Origin of the sequence: Chitinophaga sp. XS-30 (assembly GCF_008086345.1) — a bacterium.
Classification (GTDB): Bacteria; Bacteroidota; Bacteroidia; order Chitinophagales; family Chitinophagaceae; genus Chitinophaga.
The window spans coordinates 5,279,651-5,299,088 of sequence record NZ_CP043006.1 but is presented as its reverse complement, the minus strand read 5'-3'; the positions used below and the strand labels follow the sequence as shown (position 1 = coordinate 5,299,088).

Annotated in this window: 16 protein-coding genes; 7 read left to right on the top strand and 9 right to left on the bottom strand. The window is 48.2% G+C overall.

Annotated features, from left to right (window positions below):
* Position 1: 1 nt before the first annotated feature.
* The 3 genes from FW415_RS21310 (at position 2) to FW415_RS21300 (ending at position 3,723) form a co-directional block, all read left to right on the top strand.
* Complete coding sequence (locus FW415_RS21310; protein ID WP_148389060.1) at positions 2-1,459, top strand: RagB/SusD family nutrient uptake outer membrane protein; 1,458 nt, start codon at positions 2-4, stop codon at positions 1,457-1,459.
* Between the two features lie 105 nt (positions 1,460-1,564).
* Positions 1,565-2,740 carry a TlpA disulfide reductase family protein gene (locus tag FW415_RS21305; protein ID WP_148389058.1) on the top strand — a complete coding sequence of 392 codons (1,176 nt, stop codon included), beginning with the start codon at positions 1,565-1,567 and terminating at the stop codon, positions 2,738-2,740.
* Between the two features lie 191 nt (positions 2,741-2,931).
* Positions 2,932-3,723 carry a hypothetical protein gene (locus FW415_RS21300; protein WP_148389056.1) on the top strand — a complete coding sequence of 264 codons (792 nt, stop codon included), beginning with the start codon at positions 2,932-2,934 and terminating at the stop codon, positions 3,721-3,723.
* Positions 3,724-4,093: 370 nt separating this feature from the next.
* On the opposite strand, the gene FW415_RS21295 is transcribed toward FW415_RS21300, so the two are convergent.
* The 3 genes from FW415_RS21295 to FW415_RS21285 form a co-directional block, all read right to left on the bottom strand.
* Positions 4,094-4,903, bottom strand: coding sequence for a DUF6624 domain-containing protein (locus FW415_RS21295; protein ID WP_210420760.1), 810 nt, complete (start codon positions 4,901-4,903; stop codon positions 4,094-4,096).
* Between the two features lie 81 nt (positions 4,904-4,984).
* A complete protein-coding gene (locus FW415_RS21290) occupies positions 4,985-5,512 on the bottom strand; it encodes a hypothetical protein (protein ID WP_148389054.1) in 528 nt (175 codons plus the stop codon).
* 38 nt (positions 5,513-5,550) lie between these two features.
* Positions 5,551-5,931 (bottom strand): hypothetical protein, encoded by a 381-nt coding sequence (locus FW415_RS21285; RefSeq protein WP_148389052.1) that lies wholly within the window; start codon positions 5,929-5,931, stop codon positions 5,551-5,553.
* Between the two features lie 263 nt (positions 5,932-6,194).
* Here FW415_RS21285 and FW415_RS21280 point away from each other — a divergent pair, with 263 nt between their 5' ends.
* The 4 genes from FW415_RS21280 to FW415_RS21265 all read left to right on the top strand — a co-directional run bounded on the left by FW415_RS21280 (position 6,195) and on the right by FW415_RS21265 (position 10,561).
* Complete coding sequence (locus FW415_RS21280) at positions 6,195-7,085, top strand: DUF2268 domain-containing putative Zn-dependent protease (RefSeq protein WP_168208929.1); 891 nt, start codon at positions 6,195-6,197, stop codon at positions 7,083-7,085.
* Positions 7,086-7,379: 294 nt separating this feature from the next.
* Positions 7,380-8,378 carry a terpene synthase family protein gene (locus tag FW415_RS21275; RefSeq protein ID WP_148389048.1) on the top strand — a complete coding sequence of 333 codons (999 nt, stop codon included), beginning with the start codon at positions 7,380-7,382 and terminating at the stop codon, positions 8,376-8,378.
* 68 nt (positions 8,379-8,446) lie between these two features.
* The gene (locus FW415_RS21270) at positions 8,447-9,436 is read left to right on the top strand and encodes a terpene synthase family protein (protein WP_148389046.1); all 990 of its coding nucleotides are present in this window, start codon (positions 8,447-8,449) and stop codon (positions 9,434-9,436) included.
* Between the two features lie 108 nt (positions 9,437-9,544).
* Complete coding sequence (locus tag FW415_RS21265) at positions 9,545-10,561, top strand: terpene synthase family protein (RefSeq protein ID WP_148389045.1); 1,017 nt, start codon at positions 9,545-9,547, stop codon at positions 10,559-10,561.
* Between the two features lie 159 nt (positions 10,562-10,720).
* On the opposite strand, the gene FW415_RS21260 is transcribed toward FW415_RS21265, so the two are convergent.
* The 6 genes from FW415_RS21260 to FW415_RS21235 all read right to left on the bottom strand — a co-directional run bounded on the left by FW415_RS21260 (position 10,721) and on the right by FW415_RS21235 (position 19,428).
* Positions 10,721-12,391, bottom strand: coding sequence for a DUF4082 domain-containing protein (locus tag FW415_RS21260; RefSeq protein WP_148389043.1), 1,671 nt, complete (start codon positions 12,389-12,391; stop codon positions 10,721-10,723).
* Positions 12,392-12,426: 35 nt separating this feature from the next.
* Positions 12,427-13,419, bottom strand: a complete 993-nt coding sequence (locus FW415_RS21255) for a right-handed parallel beta-helix repeat-containing protein (protein WP_148389041.1) — start codon at positions 13,417-13,419, stop codon at positions 12,427-12,429.
* 17 nt (positions 13,420-13,436) lie between these two features.
* A complete protein-coding gene (locus FW415_RS21250) occupies positions 13,437-15,185 on the bottom strand; it encodes a hypothetical protein (protein ID WP_148389039.1) in 1,749 nt (582 codons plus the stop codon).
* Positions 15,182-16,222 (bottom strand): carbon-nitrogen hydrolase family protein, encoded by a 1,041-nt coding sequence (locus tag FW415_RS21245; protein WP_168208928.1) that lies wholly within the window; start codon positions 16,220-16,222, stop codon positions 15,182-15,184. Before FW415_RS21245 ends, FW415_RS21250 begins: the two co-directional genes overlap by 4 nt.
* 80 nt (positions 16,223-16,302) lie before the next feature.
* The gene (locus FW415_RS21240; protein WP_148389038.1) at positions 16,303-17,754 is read right to left on the bottom strand and encodes a DUF4832 domain-containing protein; all 1,452 of its coding nucleotides are present in this window, start codon (positions 17,752-17,754) and stop codon (positions 16,303-16,305) included.
* A complete protein-coding gene (locus FW415_RS21235) occupies positions 17,755-19,428 on the bottom strand; it encodes a RagB/SusD family nutrient uptake outer membrane protein (protein WP_148389036.1) in 1,674 nt (557 codons plus the stop codon). It lies immediately after the preceding gene.
* Between the last annotated feature and the right edge of the window lie 10 nt (positions 19,429-19,438).

Here is a 19,438-nt window from a genome sequence, read left to right as displayed (position 1 = left end):
AATGAAGAATATTATCAGAATATACGTTATTGCGTTATTGGCTGCCACAACGGGATGTGCAAAATTTGTGGAGCTTGATCCTCCCGTAAACTCCATTTCCGACAGAACGGCATATACCACCAACGCCACAGCTACCTCGGTGATTACCGGTATCCTGTATAATATGACCGTGAACACAGATTTCGTGCATGGTGTTTCCGGCGTAGGGCTCCTGACAGGAATGGGATCGGATGAGCTGAAGTACTACCAGGCATCGCAGGGGAACCTGGAGTTCGCAAAGAATAGTTTGCTGGCAGATAATTCATACGTGTCAGGCATATGGGCAAGATGTTACAAGCTCATTTATGCTGCCAATGCCGCCATTGAGGGGGTGACGGCATCTCCGACGATCAGTGAGCCGGTAAAACGGCAACTGACAGGAGAGGCCAGGTTCCTTCGGGCATTTTGCTATTTCTACCTTGTCAATTTGTACGGCGATGTTCCCGTGCCTGTCACTACCGATTATAAGGTGAATATTACCTTGCCCAGGAAACCTGTACAGGATGTTTATCAGCAAATCATCCAGGATCTGAAAGATGCGCAGGCATTACTTGAGAACGAATACCTGTCCGCAACGAATGCGGTGACGGCAGACCGTGTACGCCCCAATAAATTTGCCGCCACTGCGCTGCTCGCAAGGGCCTATCTGTATGCAGGCGATTGGGCAAATGCTGAAAGCAGCGCTACTGAAGTGATCAACCAGACGGGCACTTACAAATTGGAAGAGAATATGAACGAAACGTTTTTAGTGCGCAGCAAGGAGGCCATCTGGCAGTTGGGGCTGGCAGCGAACGGTTCCGGTATTAATACCTGGGACGGGAATATTCTTATTATCAGGACCTCACCGGTCACCGGGTATCCCGGCCTGGCGCTTTCCGCGTCACAGATGGATGTTTTGGCGGGTGATAAACGGCAAGCCAGCTGGACCGACTTGTTTGCCGCTGATGGAACAACCTATCCATATCCCTTTAAATATAAGGTTTACCAGGCTACCGGAAATTCCCCTACAACGGAGCATACGATGGTACTCCGCCTGGCGGAGCAATATCTGATACGCGCCGAGGCCAAAGCGATGCAGGGACGGATTTCGGGCACCGATGGCGGCGTCGCAGATATCAATGCGGTCCGTTCGCGGGCAGAGCAAACCGGCGTTAGCGCAACAACGTTGCCGGAGTTTATGCTGGCGCTGGAAAGGGAACGCCGCCTTGAACTGTTTACGGAAATGGGTCATCGCTGGTTCGATATCAAACGGTGGAAAGGATTTTCAAATACCTCCATCACGCGGGCAGACGAAATAATGCCGGCCATTGCTGCCGCAAAAGGTGGTGTATGGAAACCGGAATATAAACTTTGGCCTATTCCCGCCAGCGAGCTTAATGTGAACGTAAATCTCACGCCGAACCCCGGTTACGGATTGTAATTCCAGGGGCTGCTGTGATGAAGGCATCAGGGCAACAATCACGGCAGCCTTTTACCGTTGATATGCGGCTTATGACAAGCTTTACCATTAACATATAATGAACAGATGAAAAAATTAACCTTTAGCCTGATGCTTTCAGCCATTGCTTCATTTTGTGCAGCACAGGAGAAAAAACTGGCCTTTACGGTATCCGGACATATCTCCCCGGGGTTGGCTGATTCGATCAATAAGATTTTCCTGTATTACTATGAGGACGGCGAAAATCATGCAGACAGCGCCGATGTAGTGAAAGGAAACTTTGCATTCAAAGGTGAAGTGCAGGAGCTCTTGCAGGCTACGTTGGTCGCCCGGTTCGGGCAGCTTGCATCTCCTGGAAACCGGCTCCGCGGCATCACGGAAAGCCGTAAGATATACCTTGGTGAAGGGAAGGTGAAAGTCAGGGTCGATGACGGTTTCAGGAATGCGGTAGTGACCGGTTCGCCTATGACGGAAGATGCCGACCTGTACGACGCTTACCTGAAGCCGTTTATAGACAATAACGAAAAGGTATATCAGCAGACACGCAAAGAGCCACCAGGTAAGGAGAGGTCTGCCAAAAAACGCGCCGCACTGCAAGCCATTGTGGCCGCAAAAAAAGATTTCATCCGGAATTACCCCAACAATCCTTTCGCTATCCAGGCCATGAAGGACGCCTTGCAGGATTATCAGAACGACAAATTGTTCAGACCGGGAGCCGATGCTGTTTATGCAGAACTGGTTGCGCTGTATGATCAGCTGGGGGCCAGACTGAAAGAAACCCCGGACGGAAAGGATTTTGACAAACGATTAAAGGAACTGCGTACAAACAAGCTCCCGCATTTCAGCGGACCATCTTTGGCAGGCGGAACAATCGACATCAATAGTTATAAAGGCCGTGTTTTCCTGATCGATTTCTGGGGAAGCTGGTGTGTATGGTGTCGTAAAGGGCATCCGCATCTTAAAGCTGTGTATGAGAAATTCAAGCCTATGGGTTTTGAAATTATCGGAGTGGGCGTGGAGTTTGACAAGGATAGAAAGGTGGGTGAGCAGAAACTGCGTGATGCTGTTGCCAAAGATGGCATTACCTGGCCGCAGATCTTTAATGTGAATGATGGAGACGCTGATCTCCGTAAGATTTTCAGCATCTATGCTTATCCCACTAAAATCCTGGTGGACCAGTCGGGAAATATTGTCCTTAGGGTGACGGATGATGAGGAACGCAAACTGGACGCCAAATTGGAGGAGTTATTAGGGAAAAAGTAGGGCAGGAACGCCGCTTTTGATGCGCTGAGCACATCTGGTTTGCCTGTTAAAATTCAGTAGGGAAAAATTATGCCTGCCGGCAGCTATCACGGGCTGTCTGCGGGACAGTAGGGATACCCGGCATGAGGACCGCATCCCCCTGTTTCCTCAGAAATAAGTGGTATATTCATATATCACAAAACACATATCCAATGGCAAAACAAACTTCTTTGTTCACCTTCACGGGCAAAGCCGGCAATATGATCGGCTATTACCGGGACGGTAAACACTACTTCCGCAGCATGCCGGAAACCGTCCGGCAGACGACTGCCACCCGCCTTGCCGCACAGCGCTTCGGCGCCGCCAGCAGCAAAGGCCGCCTTATCCGCAGCGCATTCGCCGACCATCTCGATGTTCATTGCGATGGCGGGCATATCAACCGCCTCAACAAGACCATCATCAAAGGCGGCCTTCGCAATACCGGGGCCATCGCAGGCTTCCGCTTTAACCAGCACACGGGAACAGACCGTTTCTTTACCAAGGCGCCAACACTCGCTGAGGACGGGATACTGCATATTCCTCCACAAGCGCTGCCGCAGTTCAGGGGCATTCCCATGCTGGAAGTAAAAGTGATCGCCACCCGTATTCATTTCGGGGAACGCCGGGTGACGGGCACTGAAACCGCCATGATCGTGCTGGATACCCGCGAGGTATTCGCAGGCGCGGCGCTGCATGTGGATGTGCCCGGCAAGGGAACGCTGATGGTAACCCTGCAGGTAAGAGGCATGTGCAGCGGCAACGCATCTTTGAACAGGAAATACCTTGCCGCTGATATTATTGCCGTGCGGGAGCCGCAGACAAAGCAGGCCTTCCACCAACCCCGATACCAGCAAGCGGCGATGTTGCAGCAGCGGCTGCACTCCCTGGCAGCACCTGCAAATCAGCAAACCGCCGCAGGCCCGGCATGCACTGCCCCGCCTCCGCCAGTCATCCGGCGGGAATAAGCCACTCCCTGCCAGCGGATGTATTTTGGTGATTAAACTATCCATTGAACGTCATACCCTCCCACACTATATTTCCAGTCAATTTTCCGCAAGCGCCGGTGCTTGCGGAGGGCTTCCTGTTGCCCGGATATCCCGCTGAACAGATGCATCAAACCCGCACGAACTTCAGACGATCTCCATATCAAGTCCACATAGCCCTTTGTGTTCCCTCAGTGATCACAGGGTGATCCGCCAGGGACCACAGCATGAATAGCTTGCCGGAATAAGATGCAATGACTGGCTGGTGGGAAATTCCCGGGAGTTTCATGCGGTCCATCCCTATCGCTTCTTTTCAAAGCTGCTAACCGGCCACTCACCTGATCTGTGTGGTTTATTTTTGCGGATAGTGATTCTGTGTTATTTCATATAGTTTCGGAGCTGTCACGCCTTTTTTCAAATAGGTTTCTTTGTTCATTTCAAAGTGCCTTTCCGTCATTGCGTTGAGATAGACTTCCAATGGTTCAAGTCCAATTGATGCTCTTCTTTCATTAACATTTAAGCTATCCTCCAAACTTTTGGCATATGCCTGGCCTGTTTCCATATTATAAGTGACCTGTGTCCCATAAACTTGTTTCCCACCTTTATTAAGCATCACACGGTCAACCAAAAGACCGTAATTACCCGGATCTGCATTTTCTTTATCTACTTCGATTTTCATCTTTCCTAAAACGTCTTCCTGAAATTCGGGATTATTGTCGGAATGTTGCACCATTAGCCAAAAGCTTTCTGAACCATCTTCTCCAGCCAGATCGAACCCGACAAATCCGTGTTTGTCAAAAATTTGCTTTAGCCGCTTTTCATGTGCAGTAAAAACACTGTCTTTGAAAGCGTTCCATTGCTCAGTCGTCATTTTTTTGTATGTACCTTGTGGTATGTAAGCCGCAATTTGATCGACTTCAGCCATCTTTGCAAGTTCATCTGCTAATTCCTGATTGAACACCACTTTTTCATCAGAATGTAGATGCTGGCATCCGATGAGCGATATCCCGATTAACAGGATGCTTGAAATTTTATTCATTTTACTTTGATATTTCTTATTAAGCTCGCAGGTAAGGTCTGTCCCGGCAACGACGAACCATTGCGGAGAATTGGCATTCAAATTAGCAAACACAAACTGAATTTTCCTGTTGATTTCTTTCAAGACAAGTTTTAGCGGCCCGGTTCACAGGGCTGGTCAGATGGTTTTTCAACCTGATTCAACTCATCGCATTTGAAACGAAACTCAAAGTGTTACTTCTAATAGCAGCCGGTGACCTGTTTGTGAAACAGTAAACTGATGGTCCGCTATTACAGGATCTGCTACAGTGATATAATACGGGTTACACGCATTATCTGATTTGACTTTCTTGTTGGTATAGGAGAGGGTAGCACTGGCTACATCGGGAATGTTTACTGTATATTTGAATGCCCCCTCTTTTGTATCAGCAATATGAAATACCAGTGATCCATACATAGGCGCACCCGGCCTTTTTTCAATCGCACCCCGTTCTGCAGGAACATCTGTTGTTTCCGGGATGATGGTTATAGTCGAAGTATCAATATTTTCTGACAAAAGAATATTCTCCCCGGTTTGCCCATCTATCAATACCAATCCTACCAGGGTAGGTGTTCCTTCGCTAAGTACACCTTCGCAGGGATCAGATTGTTTTGATTTCTGACATCCTGGTCCAACACTTATGATGCCTAGCAATATCAATGGCAGATAATAAAATTTCTTTGTAAGGGAATAAGCGAATTGTCTCTTTTTCATAAAGGATTTTTTTTAGAATAGGGAAGACTGGTTACCAGTTATCGCCGCCACGCTTTATTAAACTTATCTACCTCGGCCTTTGAGGGGGTTGTAACGGCAACAATCGCTCCGGTCCCATTGCTTGATATAAAGAACTTTAATGGGCTGAATTGCTTTGTGCTCTCCAGCATTGCTTCATAGTACAGGTCACCGTTTTTTACACTCCGGTCAAAATTGAAAAAAGATGCATATTGTGCCAGGCCCAGCCTGTACATGGTTCCGCTATCCAACGATATGCTGCTGGCTGCAGCTACCAAAGGGTAGGTGTTGTCAATAATAGCCGTATCCGGCTCAGGCAGATTTGATGCAGTCGAAGTACTTTGTTTGTTACAGGCAACAACAAGTGGTAATAACAGGGTGCAAAAAAAACTTATATTCATAACCGAAGCTAAGCAAAATTATTAACCGGAATGCTCAAAAACTGTGCTAGTGATAAGTTTGCAAAAGGCGTAAAGATTACCGGCAATTTCTTTACATCAGGTATTTTACAACGACAAAGGCTCCGGCGCCTGAATGAATAATTTACGAACATACGGCACATTTACGAAATTTTCGTAAAGGTATTGCTTTTCAGATAAAATAGCCATAAGCGTAACTTTTTTTCTGCCCGGTCGTCTATTTAGATGTAAAAATGCTATCTATCATGAAATATTGCCTGACATTTTTAACAAGTGTGTTTATATTCCAGTGCGTTCATGCGCAGACACCCTTCCCCGGTGATCCCGACAGTTCCGTTTTTATCACCAAAGACATTGACAATTTCTGGCGGGCATTTGATATGTTTAAAGAGGATACCACAGCCAATCCTTTTGGCAAAGCCTACATTGATATTGGCAGCGAGGGTGTAAAAGGTTTTACCCCGAACAGGATTATAAGTGCGGACCATTTACTGGAAGTTGTAAAAAAGCGAAGAAATGACTATGACAAGGTAAGAGCCATGACCTTGCAGATGACCAAAAAGGAAAAGCAATGCAGAAGCACATTCTATGCTTTGAAATACTGGTATCCCGATGCAAAGTTCCCTCCCGTTTATTTCGTGATCGGCGCATTTAACTCGGGGGGGACAGCTAACGAAAAAGGGGTATTCATCGGAGCGGAGAAACAGGCTGATGCCGATGTCGTTCCTTATATCGTAGCACATGAGCTGATCCATTTTCAGCAGAATAACTGGATGGAAGCCCCGACGTTATTGCAAAAAAGTATTATTGAAGGCAGCGCGGATTTTTTAGGGGAGCTGATTTCCGGAGGGCCCCCTAACAGGAAAGTAACGGCCTACGGGGATAAGCATGAGGACAGGTTGTGCAGGGAATTTGTTGAGAGGATGGACAGCACCAACTATATAGACTGGCTATATGGTGTTTCCGGAAAGGATGACCGGCCCAATGATCTGGGTTACTGGATCGGCTACAAGATCACCCGGGAGTATTTCCGGAATTCCCCGAATAAGAAACAGGCTGTGCGCGAAATACTTGACATCAGGGATTATAAGGTATTTTTAAACAAAAGCGGGTATTTGAGAAAATATATCCAGTAAATAAAGCAACCTATCCATTATAGAAACCCACTGTTTTTTGCAATGACTTTATAGTGATAACCCATACGCTAACCGGCTAAAAAATGTAGCAACAAGTTTTTGTTAAAAGCCCCAAAGGATCATTAATTAACACTAATGATTGAAGATATCAAATTACGCTGCAGGCATATTGCAGCGGGCCTTTGTATTTTTAATTGATATCAGGCAGTTAACTTTTTTATTTCAGGAAGTGCCAGCATATCTGGGACATTTAATTGTTAACCATGTCTCCCCAACTCAACCTAAACTATTGCTATGAATACAGAGATAACTTCAATCCTATCCCAGTTTCACTACCCCTTCCCCATGCTCAAGAACCCATTTGCCGGCGCCTTGCAGGAAATCACCGAACAGCATTGGATAGAGGGCGAGTACCTGGCACTTTATCGGAATGACCCGCTTACCAGGAAAAAGTACAAAATGACCAAAACCGCACATATCGCTTCCCAATGGTTTCCGACAGCCGGCGCCGAGCGGTTGAAGCCGGTATGCAGGCTCATGCTGTGGACACTTTATAATGACGACAGGTGCGAAGAATGCAGCCTCCGGGAATTGCACCACGTCCGCGACCAATCCCTGGGAATCCTGAATGGAACGGCAACCCGGGCAGATGCTGAAATTCCTCTTGCCGGCCTGCTATGCACACTCAGGGAAGAACTGGTTCAATTTCTCCCTGCTGAATCGATGAACCGGTTTATCGAAGGTCTTCAAAAATACTTTAATGGCCTTCAGCGGGAGCTTTATTATAAGGCCCGAAAGGAATTTCCTTCTGTAGAAGAATGCCTGGATATCCGCGAGGATTCGCTTTGTCTCTACCCTTTCCTGGAGCTGCTTGATCTTGAAACGGAAGTATTTCTCCCGGAGTCCATACATCAGCATAACATCATAAAACGCCTGAAAGCGCTGGCTGTCCGCATGATGGCATGTTTCAACGAGGTGCAGTCGGTGCTCAAAGACGAAGCTACAGGAGCGATCTACTACAACGTCGTAAAAGCTGTCCAGCACAACCGTAATATTTCACTGGAGGAAGCTTGTCTGGAGACGCTGCACCTTCATAACGAATATCTGCGGGAGTTCCGGTACCTGCAGGATTTCCTGCCAGACTTCGGGACCTGGCAGGATGCGGTAACAAACAGGGTCCATTATATCAGTATGACGCTGAACGGATGGAAATCTGTTTCATCCACGCTCGACAGGTATAATTCAATACAGGGATTCCCTGATGTACAAACAGTAAAACAGGCTTTAGGATAAAGGCGGTCAGCTGAAAAGCGGCCAGCTCTTTTCATCAAACTCAATTTAATTAATCACAATGCTGATATATGGCTCCTGAACAATTCAACTCCAGAGATTACCTTCCATATGGCTATTATCCGTGGCCCATCCTGATCAATCCACACCTGGAACAAATGGAGAGAGATATGAACCACTGGATCGACCATGATTACACATACCTGGAAGAATGGCAAAGGAAGATGTACAAAAAAATGCGGTTACATGCGTGCACTGCCTGCATGTGGCCCGACTTAACGTATGAACAAACCATTCCCTGCAACAGGTTCATGCTCCAATATGTTGTGCTCGACGATCAACTGGAAGATCTGCCGCTTGAGGAAAAGCAACAACAGCGCATCCGTTGTATGGACATCCTGAATGGCGCTTCCCCGTTGCCGGATGAAAATGCAATGTATCAACACCTGGCACTGATAAGGGATGAATTCCGTGCATTCATGCCCGAAATATGGATGAAGCGTTTCATCCGGTACTTCTACCTGACCTTCAGGTACGGGATCGAAGTGGAACATTCTTATAAGGCAGCCAATCAACCACCCCCTTCTTTCGCAGTATATAAAGCAATCCGCGAATATGCCGTGCTGATGTACCCGTACCTGATTTTAGGGGAAATTGAATCAGGCCTGGTTTTGCCCGATCATATCGTCGATCACTGCGTCATTCAGCGGATGATGAGGCTGATGGTCAGAATTATCATATGGCAAAATGACATTCATTCCCTGCCGAAAGAGCTGGCTAAAGGAACTGAGGTTTTTAATGTGGTTTTTGTGCTTCAGCGGCAATATGATCTTTCGCTGGAGGATGCCTGTAAGGAGACCTTGCGCATCCACGATGCAGATCTCGATGAGCTTCTTGCTTTACACAGGGAGTATCGCGAGTTTGGAGAATACCAGGAGCATGTGGACAAATTCGTCTATTATTTTGGGCTCGGCGTCCAGGGCGTGAATACGTTCTATGTGCAGGAAACAGAAAGATATTTGTCCGGAGGAAAGGGATTTGCCTGGCCTGAGAAGAGCTGATTCAGCCGGGACTTGGCGCTGTTAAACGAGGGCCGTTCTCAACGAGGTTCAGTCGGTGCTCAACGCAAAGCGCTTGCGAGTTTTTCATCATCTCAAACCAAACACCATATGAACAAGGAATTCACTGTACCCAAGCCAGTATATCCCTGGACAACCCTTCAAAGCCCCTACGCCGGAACCTTCGATGAAGAAGAAAGCAATTGGTATGACCAGGACTATCAATTCTTGACAAAGGAGGCTATGGCAAGATATAGAAAGATGCGACTGGTAGATGTAGGCCCCTTTATGATACCGGCTGCCGCCGAAAAGGACAAGGTCCGCCATGCAACACGTTTTGCAATTTATATGACGGTAACTGATGATTATGTAGAACTTTTGCCAATAAAGGAGATAGTGGCTTTCAGAGACCGGATTTTTGAGGTAATGATGGGAGATGGTCCACGGCCGGAGGAAAAAGGAATATTACGTCAGATGCAAACAAACAGAAAGGAGTGGATTGCGCTCGGAATGCCGGATTTCTGGCTTGAAAGGATAGCTAAGAATTATAAGTACCGTTTTGTCACTGACGGGATTATGGAAGAATCACCATATAAGATCAGCAAGGGCATTCCTCCTATCCCCCTTTTTCATTTGATCCGCGCCAATTCCATAGGCATGATCCCATTTGTTGATCTGATTTGTCCCACAACCGGTTTTGCTTTACCCGATTATATTTATAATCATACCGTTATCCAGCGCATTATTATGCTGCAGGCAATCATTGTTGCGCTTCAGAACGATTTTGCAACAATTGGCAAAGAACTCGCGATAGAATCAGAAATGTTCAATATTATCAAATTACTGCAGCATCACAATAAAATATCTTTTGATGAAGCCTGCACAGAAGGAATGAAGATGCATGACGGGTTTGTAAACGAATTTGTAACATTATCAAACCATCTGCCGGACTTCAGTCCATTCCAAAAAGAGACGGAGGAATTTATTTACTACATAAAACAAATGATCAGTGGTTTGAATGACTGGTATTATAAAAGCGGGACGAAACGGTATGAACCTGGCGGATTTGCTGTACCACCCAATGGAAAAGGGGAGACGATGGACAGGGTGGAAATCAAGCATTTCTAGATGGCTGGCATAAGCGTGCAATGGATAAAATCGTCGCTATTATGAAAAATTACAGCCCTTTTATACTGGCAATAGCCGTGCCGCTCATTTATAATAACGGCCAATCACAGGTTAATACCTGTAATTGGCCGGGAGATCAAAATGATGCTATCCAATTGTTTATGGATAAGTGATGGCTGTTCCCTTATTATCCGTATTCGCGGGATTGTTTACGTAGTTGTTTGTCCAGGACCCAAATCCGGGGCCGCTGGGAGTTCCCACATATCCATACGCCGCACCGGAATACCATCTGTTGTTGTCCGCATAAATGTGACTGCCATAAGTATAATTATGGTTTGACCCGTAAACGGTATATCCACCGCCACCCAGGAGGTTGCCGCGCAGCAGGATATTGTCAATAAAACCATAAAGCGGCTGTATGAAAAATGCGGAGGATGCATTGTTGCCGGCACTACGGATGTCAATGTGGTTATCTATTACATTCAGTTGTGCAATACCATTACGCCTTGTACCACCATCAACATGGTTGCCGGTATCGCTCAGAGGGTCACCGTACCCTGGCAGATCATGAATATAACAGTTCCTTACCAGGGCGGCGCCATCCAGCCAGAATCCGCCACCCTGGTCTGTTATTTCAGTTCTTAACAAGGTCACCGCTTTATTGGTTGGCGATTGGAAAGGTGCTGTAGCATACTTGCCCGGGATATCGATTGCTTCAATACGCGAATCTTTGATCAGGACCGCACCATTATCAGAGCCTACATTCCATTTGATTCCTCCCATATTGATAACGATCCAGCATCTGTCAATAATGATATTACCGGCGCTCAGGTCAGGGTTCACCAGCTTTTTCAGGCTGATAGTTGAGCCTGCTGCAATCGGGTCGCTATACAAAGGCAGCGTATTTTTATCCACGCTCACCCCGGTTAGCCCGACATTGGTCGTATCGATCTGCCAGCCGCGCAAACCGCTGCTGGCCGCACCTGTAGTTACGCTGAGCGCTGTGCTTGCAGCTGAAAGGTTACCCGCCGCATCTTTCGCTTTTACTTTGATGCTATGCGCCGTAGACGGGGTCAATCCATAGATATTAGCCCAGGTACCCGTAACAGAAGCGATCAATACGGTGTCATTGTAAATATTGTATCCGGTAACATGCACATTATCCGTAGAAGCCGTCCAGCTAAGATCAACGCCATAACCTGTTATATCAGCAGCTGTCACGGAAGTGGGGGTGCTTGGAGCAGTCACATCGGGGATCACTTCAAAAGTGATATCCCGGAAGTAATTGCCGCCATTATAGGTACTGGTGGGGAATGCACCTATAGTTGTGCCGAAAACGCCATTGGCGCCAACTACCGTACTTAAAGGCCCGTTGGTCACGGCTGATGCCAGGCCACCGGGGGTAGCGCCATACCGGGTGTTGGAGTTCACGGTTACGACATAAACGGTATTGGCGGCAATTTCATAGGGTGCGCTCAGCGTTGCCGTCTGCCAGCCGGAAGCAGTCTCTCCCGTGAAGGTTACGCTGGCAAGCTCGGTTCCCCCTTCAGACCATAAACGCCCGGTATGGGTGCCGGTTTCTCCGCTGTACTTGTAATAACGGATCTGCGTGATTTTCCCTATCAGTTCGGACTTGAATTTCATACCCATCTCGTATGGACCGTCGGTATCCGTAACGGTAGGGGTTTGGGTGGTGAACACGTTATAGGTCTCTTCCTCGTCATTCAATGTTGCAAGATCATGTTCCGCCTTAAGGGCATCACGGTCTTTCATTTTTGAGCAACCGGTTACCAGGAAGGCAGCCAGTAAAAATAAATGCAGGACTTTCATGGGTTTAAATTTTTAAGGTTATAATAAATCGATCATTACCAGTTTACGAGCACAGGGGTAAAGGGTTCATCATTATCATCCCATACATTGTTCGCCCATACAGCAGGATAGAACTCCCAATAACTTGCAGGTCCGTAGTCTCCGCCCAAAGGATTCTTTGCACCAGGGTCCGGCGGGTTACGCCTTACCCTGTTCCCTGTGCAGATCCCTGCACCCAGGCCGGCGCCGTTATCCGGGAAGTTCAACCGGATGGCATACGAGCCCCCGGTCACCCGGTTATTAGTGATGCTGACATTCCGCGAAGCGGCCCCCTGCATGAAAATGGAAGCCGTGTTGGATTCATCCAATAGCTCAATATTATTGCCCCTTACAGTCACATTATCGGAATTCCCCCAGATGAACACGCCATCATGGTGCTTCGACTTGTCCTGCGTTACCCATATTTCATGCAGGAAGTTATTCTCCACCAAAGAATGGCTCATGGCATCGATCCCTCTTACCACATCATGAATATTATTGTTCCGGATAGTACAATTGGTAGCGCATCCGGCAATCCCGCAGTCCACATCATCGGGATTAAAGCTGCCCAGTTCGGGGCCGATGTCGCAGTGCTCAATGAGAATAGATGTTCTGTCGCCGTTCACGCCAGGCACACTGGGCTGGGCGGTGTTCTGGAACCATACTACCGTACGGTCAAAACCGATCGTTTCATCTCCGCGGACACGGCAGCGCCTGATAGTGCAGCGCTTTACAGATACAGGAATGGATATGTACCCCGTAACAAGCACATCGCTTAACACTTCGTTGTTGCGCATGGTATAGTTCGCATACGTTCTCTTTGGTTTCCATCCTTTGGGAAGCCCGGTATTGGTGGCGTCAGGCCAGGCGGGGGTGTGGCAATTCCTGCGTTTTGAGTGGGACAAAGCATCATCCAAAGGCACTTTATCCGTATCCTTCAGCGCCGCGTCTTTAGCGGAGCATGCGCTGAATAAGGCGCCAATACTTAACAGCAATAGTAATTGTCTCATTTTGGTTGTTTAAATGGTTAATTGTTCAGGACATATTCATGCAATTGAAGCCAATCCCTTCCATAGTAAGCCTTCATCAACAGGCTGATCAGTTCCTGCTGACCGTTCTTTTCAAAAAGGGAAAGGAGATCATGGAAAATGTAGAATTGAAGCCAATACCCGTTGTTATACTTTTCCCAGCTGCTTCTCGCGGTCATCAGTGACGCGTACCATTTATAATTGATCTTCAGCGCCCTGGCTGCCTGGATGGATTGCAAGGCATTGTTCCACATCTGTCCGGCTACTTTTTCAAACAGATCGTGATAGTCCTGATAGGTGAATTGCCGGGTGCTTATTATTTCACAGGATGGAGCGATCCCCCATGCCTTCAGGTCTGCAGTGCTTTCAAAAGTGGTATCACCATCAAGGTCATATTTGACCAGATCGAAGAAGCCATCCGCGTCTGTGTCTTCATAGGCAATGGTGGGAAACTGCGCAGGCTCATCGGGGATACGCTTGTATTCCCCCTCATACAATCCGCCCCAGCCCTGGTAACAGGCCGCGTTCTGGTCAATCCTCCAGCATCCCTTTTCCGCCCCGTATAAATGGATCTTGCCGTCAAATCCTATATACAGGCTTCCCTTCCCCGAATTGTCCTCATCCCATTCTCCCCGGTCTCCGGCGGCATCCGCCTGCGGATTGTGATCAATTCCGTTATTATTCATTCCTATCCTGAAAAAGTTTTTGGGTTCATAGAACTCTACCCGCTCCCAACGTTCGCAATCATCATCTTCATCAAACACCAGCCAGCAGCGGCTCCATTCTCCCTCATTAAATATTTTATGCAACGCAACATCCCGGGAGGTGTACATCAGTTCTTTTACAGCCCTCCACCTGCTGTCATACAACAGGTGACTGATCTGATCGTCAATGCCCGCTGCATGACCATTATTGATCCGGTGTACCTGGTCTTTATAGGAAAAACCTTTCCCTTCAAAGTACAGGCTGAAGTCAAAATCAAATTCGTTGGAAGGCCCGTTATCATTATCCAGGTCTACAGACACAAAAGCGCGGTTCACAACACCGTTCAGCGAAATATCCCGTTCTTCGCCTGGCGTGAAATGCCCTTTATCTTCCAGCCGGACGGACATCTCCGTCAGCCCGTCCCCATCCGTATCGTAAAACAGGAAGGGGTTCTCCCAGTTGACCCTGAGGTCTTTGATACGATGGCTGGGAGCATGTGTTTTCAGAAAAAGGGTTTGCCCGTGGTAGTCCTCAAAGAATTTTGATGCGCCGGCGTGCGTCCAGCATCTCAGTACCAGCTCTTTCCAGTTGATAAAATGGAACGACTGGTCTTTTTCATCATCGATGATCCACATGTAATTGCTGCTCCAATCCCAGTAGGCGACCGACTGCAGGTCACTATTCTCCACCACCAGCTGGATATCTGCTTCACCATCATGATCAGTATCGATCCAGTCAATGCTCAGGTCGCCCGGCCCGGCAAATATGCCATCACCGTTCCTGTCGATCAGCAAGCAGTCATTATCAAGGTCTCCTTCTTTGTCATCCCACATCATGTCATCATCATCATCCACCCATATGGCATTGCAGCCATTGAACAACCGCAGCTTTATCAGGTCAGGGTCGCCATCTTCGTCCAGGTCAACCAGTTCAGCCTTGCCGGTATATGCAGGCCTGAATGCGTTTAACAGCGAATACTGCTGGGCGCAGGCGCCATTTAACAACCCGGCGCAAATAATGGTCAGGATCAGTCTTATTTTCATTTTTTACGGGCATTTATCTGTGCTGTTCCGGCATCCTGCACATGCTGTTCAAATGTTCTGATGTTAAAAGCTTTTAAGACATCCTTCACTTTTACTTCCGGGGACAGGCTTTCTATGATGGCCCATTCTTCTTCATGAAAGATGGTAATGCGTATTTTACGGCCATATTGCTCCCTTATTTTGTCAAACTGGAACACGTGCGGCCATACGTGCACAAAGGCCTTCTCCAGGTTAATGGGGGCGCAAACCAGGTTCCTGTTCCATATTCCCGTCTTCGCAATTTCCGTCCCGGATATATCGCAGATCTTTGTTGTGTCTTTCCGTGTGCTCGACACAACATGGTATTGATGCTGCCAGGCCCTGGTGTTAACCATCTGTCCGCCGGCGAAAGCAGAGGGCCAGAAAACAATTTCAGCCCCGTTTTCTCTTAATTTTCGCCAGCAGTCTTCCCATAGTATGTCAAAACATATCTGGATACCAATGATGCCAAAATCGGTTTTAAAAACCGGGGGCGACAATGTGCCGGGTGTAATACCAAACGATATTTCGTCTTCCACGATATGCGCTTTCCTGTATTCCCCCAATCTTAACCCCTGCCGGTCCAGCACCACCGCGGCATTGTACACATTTCCGGCTTCTTCCGTATATACCGGGCAGATCACGTAGCAATTGCTGGCTTTTGCAAAGGCAGCGAACTGTTCTATGATATCGGGAGAAAATGCCACTTCTTCTTTAAAAGTGTATTTCCGTTTGATGTTGGAAGTACTGAAGAGCTCGGGCAGGCAGATGATGTCCGGCTGATAAACGAGCGCCTCGTTCAATACCCCGAATACTTTTTCCACCATTAACGCCGGCGTTTCGGCAGTCATGTCCATTTGAGACACACTGGCAACCCATACTTCCCTGTTTGCCCGTTCCGTTGAAGCTGAAGGGGCTTCCAGTGCATTCGCTAATCCACCGGAGGCAATGGTGACGCCACCTGCCGCCATTGCGGAGGCGGACAGGAACTTCCGGCGTGAGATCATGTTCTTTTTCATGGTTATTATTGGTTCGTTTATGCACATAAGTGGTCATCATGCAGATACTGCACGCTTTTTGGGGAAAATCCGTTACCAGATCAGTTTACCGTCACTTCACCGAGTTTGTACCAGCCCGATACTGTTTCGCGTTCCTTTTTAAGGGGCAGTTGAATATCCCTGTTATGAAATCCGCATGCATCGCGCATGTTTATCAACAGCTCATACTTCCCCTTGTCCATGTCTTTACTGATATCAATTTTATATTGCTCGGCTACTATTTCGCGGGGCAGCCATGTTCTGTTGTCAGATTCAGGCAAATCCTGCCGGAAGGACCTGCCGGTTTGCTTATTGATCAGTTGCACGGAAAGCTTGTACCGGTGATAGGCCGGCGCTACACCATGGTTCTCCCAGGTCATCCTTAAGTAGTTGCGGCGGGAATGCACCCGGAAGGTATCCGGCATCATCGCGAACTTCGGGAAATACCAATACCCGCTCAGGTTAGCCAGCTTCCCTGCCAGCACTTTATTTTCCAGGAGCCACTCCCTGGGATAATGGTGAAACCCTATATAAGTGGCGTGCGTTTCGTGTATGGCCTTTTCAAATCCGGCGCCATCCTTCCACATGCCGTATTTCACTGCGTCGCTGTAATGATCGGATTCCAGCACCACGGGGATCTTCCTGTACACTTTGCTATATAGCTCGGGGCTGCGTATGCAGGAGGGGCCAAACCCCAGCTCCCTGTACCATTTCACATTGCCGCTGTCGTCCCGGAACCCGATGCCCTTTTGCAGGCAATAATGATATATTTCATAATCTGCGCCATCGTCCGCATCCCGCTGCCCGATAAAGTCATCGCTGATCAGCAGCACAGATCTTTTATAGCATCTCTTGTACATGTCAATATGCCGCTTCACAACCGCCACCGGTACATCCTCCCAGCCCGAGAAAGCGGTATGCCCTTCTCCCCATTCACCGATGCTGCCAATGTCGATATATTCCACCCAGCGTTTGCCATCATATCTTGCAGCAAAGGCTTTATGAAAGTTCTCCAGCTTTTCCAGGAACACAGGATCTCCGTAATCCGGCGCCCAGGCTTTGCCGTCCTGCATCATTTTACCTTTGGCCCCGGCTTTTTCCACCCATGCGGGTGTGGCATAAGGAGGCCCGTTAGTTTCCTTGCAGGTGATGCGGAAAGAAATGGTATGCCCCCAGCCGGTCCACCTGTTGATAACGGAATCCATCAGCTCCCAGTTGTACACGCCCTCTTCCGGTTCGAGATAACACCAGGCCAGCCTCAGATAGATATCATTCAACCCGGGGAAATCAGGCAGGGAATCGTTTGCCGCCAAACGATCGCCGTAATTGGAAATACTATTGTCATAGTAATGGATAAACCAGCCCTTATGCGGATTGCTGCATACTTTCGCGCTATCCCAGTAAGGTTCCAGGTGAAAGAAGGTACGGTTCTTATACACGCCTTTCCCTTCCTGTGCCCGTGCATGCAGGCATGAAAAAATGAGCAGGGCGGCTGTCAGCAGGCAACGCATCATTTAATACCCGGGGTTTTGCACCATCTTTGAGTTGGCATCCATTTCCGCCTGTGGTATGGGAAACAGGTACTTTCTTACCGGGTGGAACGTACGCGTTTCAAGCTTGATGTAGTTCACATCGTTCACTTCGTACCCGTTTCCCACCCAGGTGATGCTGCCGTCCGTAAAGTCCATCGTTCCCCTGCGGCTGCCGTATAAAGGGCCGTTCAGCACCTGTGGCCCAAGGTCCCAGCGCATGATATCCAGGTACCGGAGCCCTTCAAAGGCCAGTTCCACCCTCCGTTCGTTCCGCACCAGTGCCCTTGTCAAAGCCGTTGCCTTGATATGACCGCTTCTTGTTCTGACGGCATTGACATAGTCAAGTGCAGCAGCGGTATTGGTATTGGTTTCCACTGCGGCCTCCGCATAGGTGAGATACATTTCCGCCAGGCGGATCACCATAATATCACCGCCAAAATTGGGAGGCCAGCCACCCGGGCTATCGGCAAGACTGTTGATGTATTTGATGACATTCATACCTGACCGGGCCGCGGGCTCGTTCCTGTTATAATCCGGGTTAGGGCTGCCGTCCGGCATGAACTGGTCCAGCGTATTATAATAACGCCCTTTCCATAACTGCCCCGGATGCAGGAGGGACATTTCCATCCTGGGATCGCGGTTCCTGAAAGGATCATCGATGTCATAACCGGATGTTGGGTCGGTAATAGGTTTTCCGTTGCTGCATTCATAGGCGTCCACCATGCTTTTAGTGGCATTGAGGGCAGACCAGCCGCCATCTCCGGCAGGAAGGTTCAGCTGTGTGAGCGATTGTTCATAATCATTCACAATATATTGCACGTTCAGGATCGCTTCTTTGTTGATCCCCTCGCTTTTTTCCAGGAACAGGTCCCGGTAATTCGGGAACAGCTCGTAACAGGGCATATCAATTACCGCTTTGGCATCGGCCATGGCAGCGGCATAATTTCCCATTACCAGTTCCAGCCTGGCCTTCAACGCCAATGCCGCGCCTTTGGTAACATGCCCTTTTGAGTCAATAGTATTCTGGACCGGCAATGCGCCTTCGCTGATAATAGCGGACAGCTCGTCAAGCACGAACTGCTTTACTTTTTCGGCAGGGTCCCTGGGCAGCTCGTCCGTTGCGTTGATCACTTTTGTAACCAGCGGCACATCTCCATGCAACATTACTTTCCAGAAATAGTCGTATGCCCGCAGGAATCTCACTTCACTTTTGTATTGTGCCTTTTTCGCATCATCCATCGGCACCCTGTCTATATTGGCAAGAAAATTATTGTATTTGCGGATGCGTGTATAAGGGTACCAGTTGACAGATGCAGCAAAGTCTCCTCCGCCATTTTCATCCATAAAATGGAACCAGTCGATCCAGCTGCCCAGCACATGATAGTTCGATGCCGTTAATGTTCCGTTGCCCAGTACCTGGAAGCCGAAATTGGATTTTTCATAAGCATTGTCGCTGGCGCCGTCAAACAGCACAATATTCGCATAGGCTTCCCATAACCGGTAACAGCCATTCAGCGCCAGTGTTGCATCCTGCTCTGTTTTCCAGAAGGTCGCATCCGTCAGTTCGTTCCTTGGTTTCACATCAAGGAACTTGTTCCCGCAGGAGTATAACATGGTAAGGTTAAGCGCAAGTATTGTCAATAGTGTCTTTTTCATCCTTGTACGT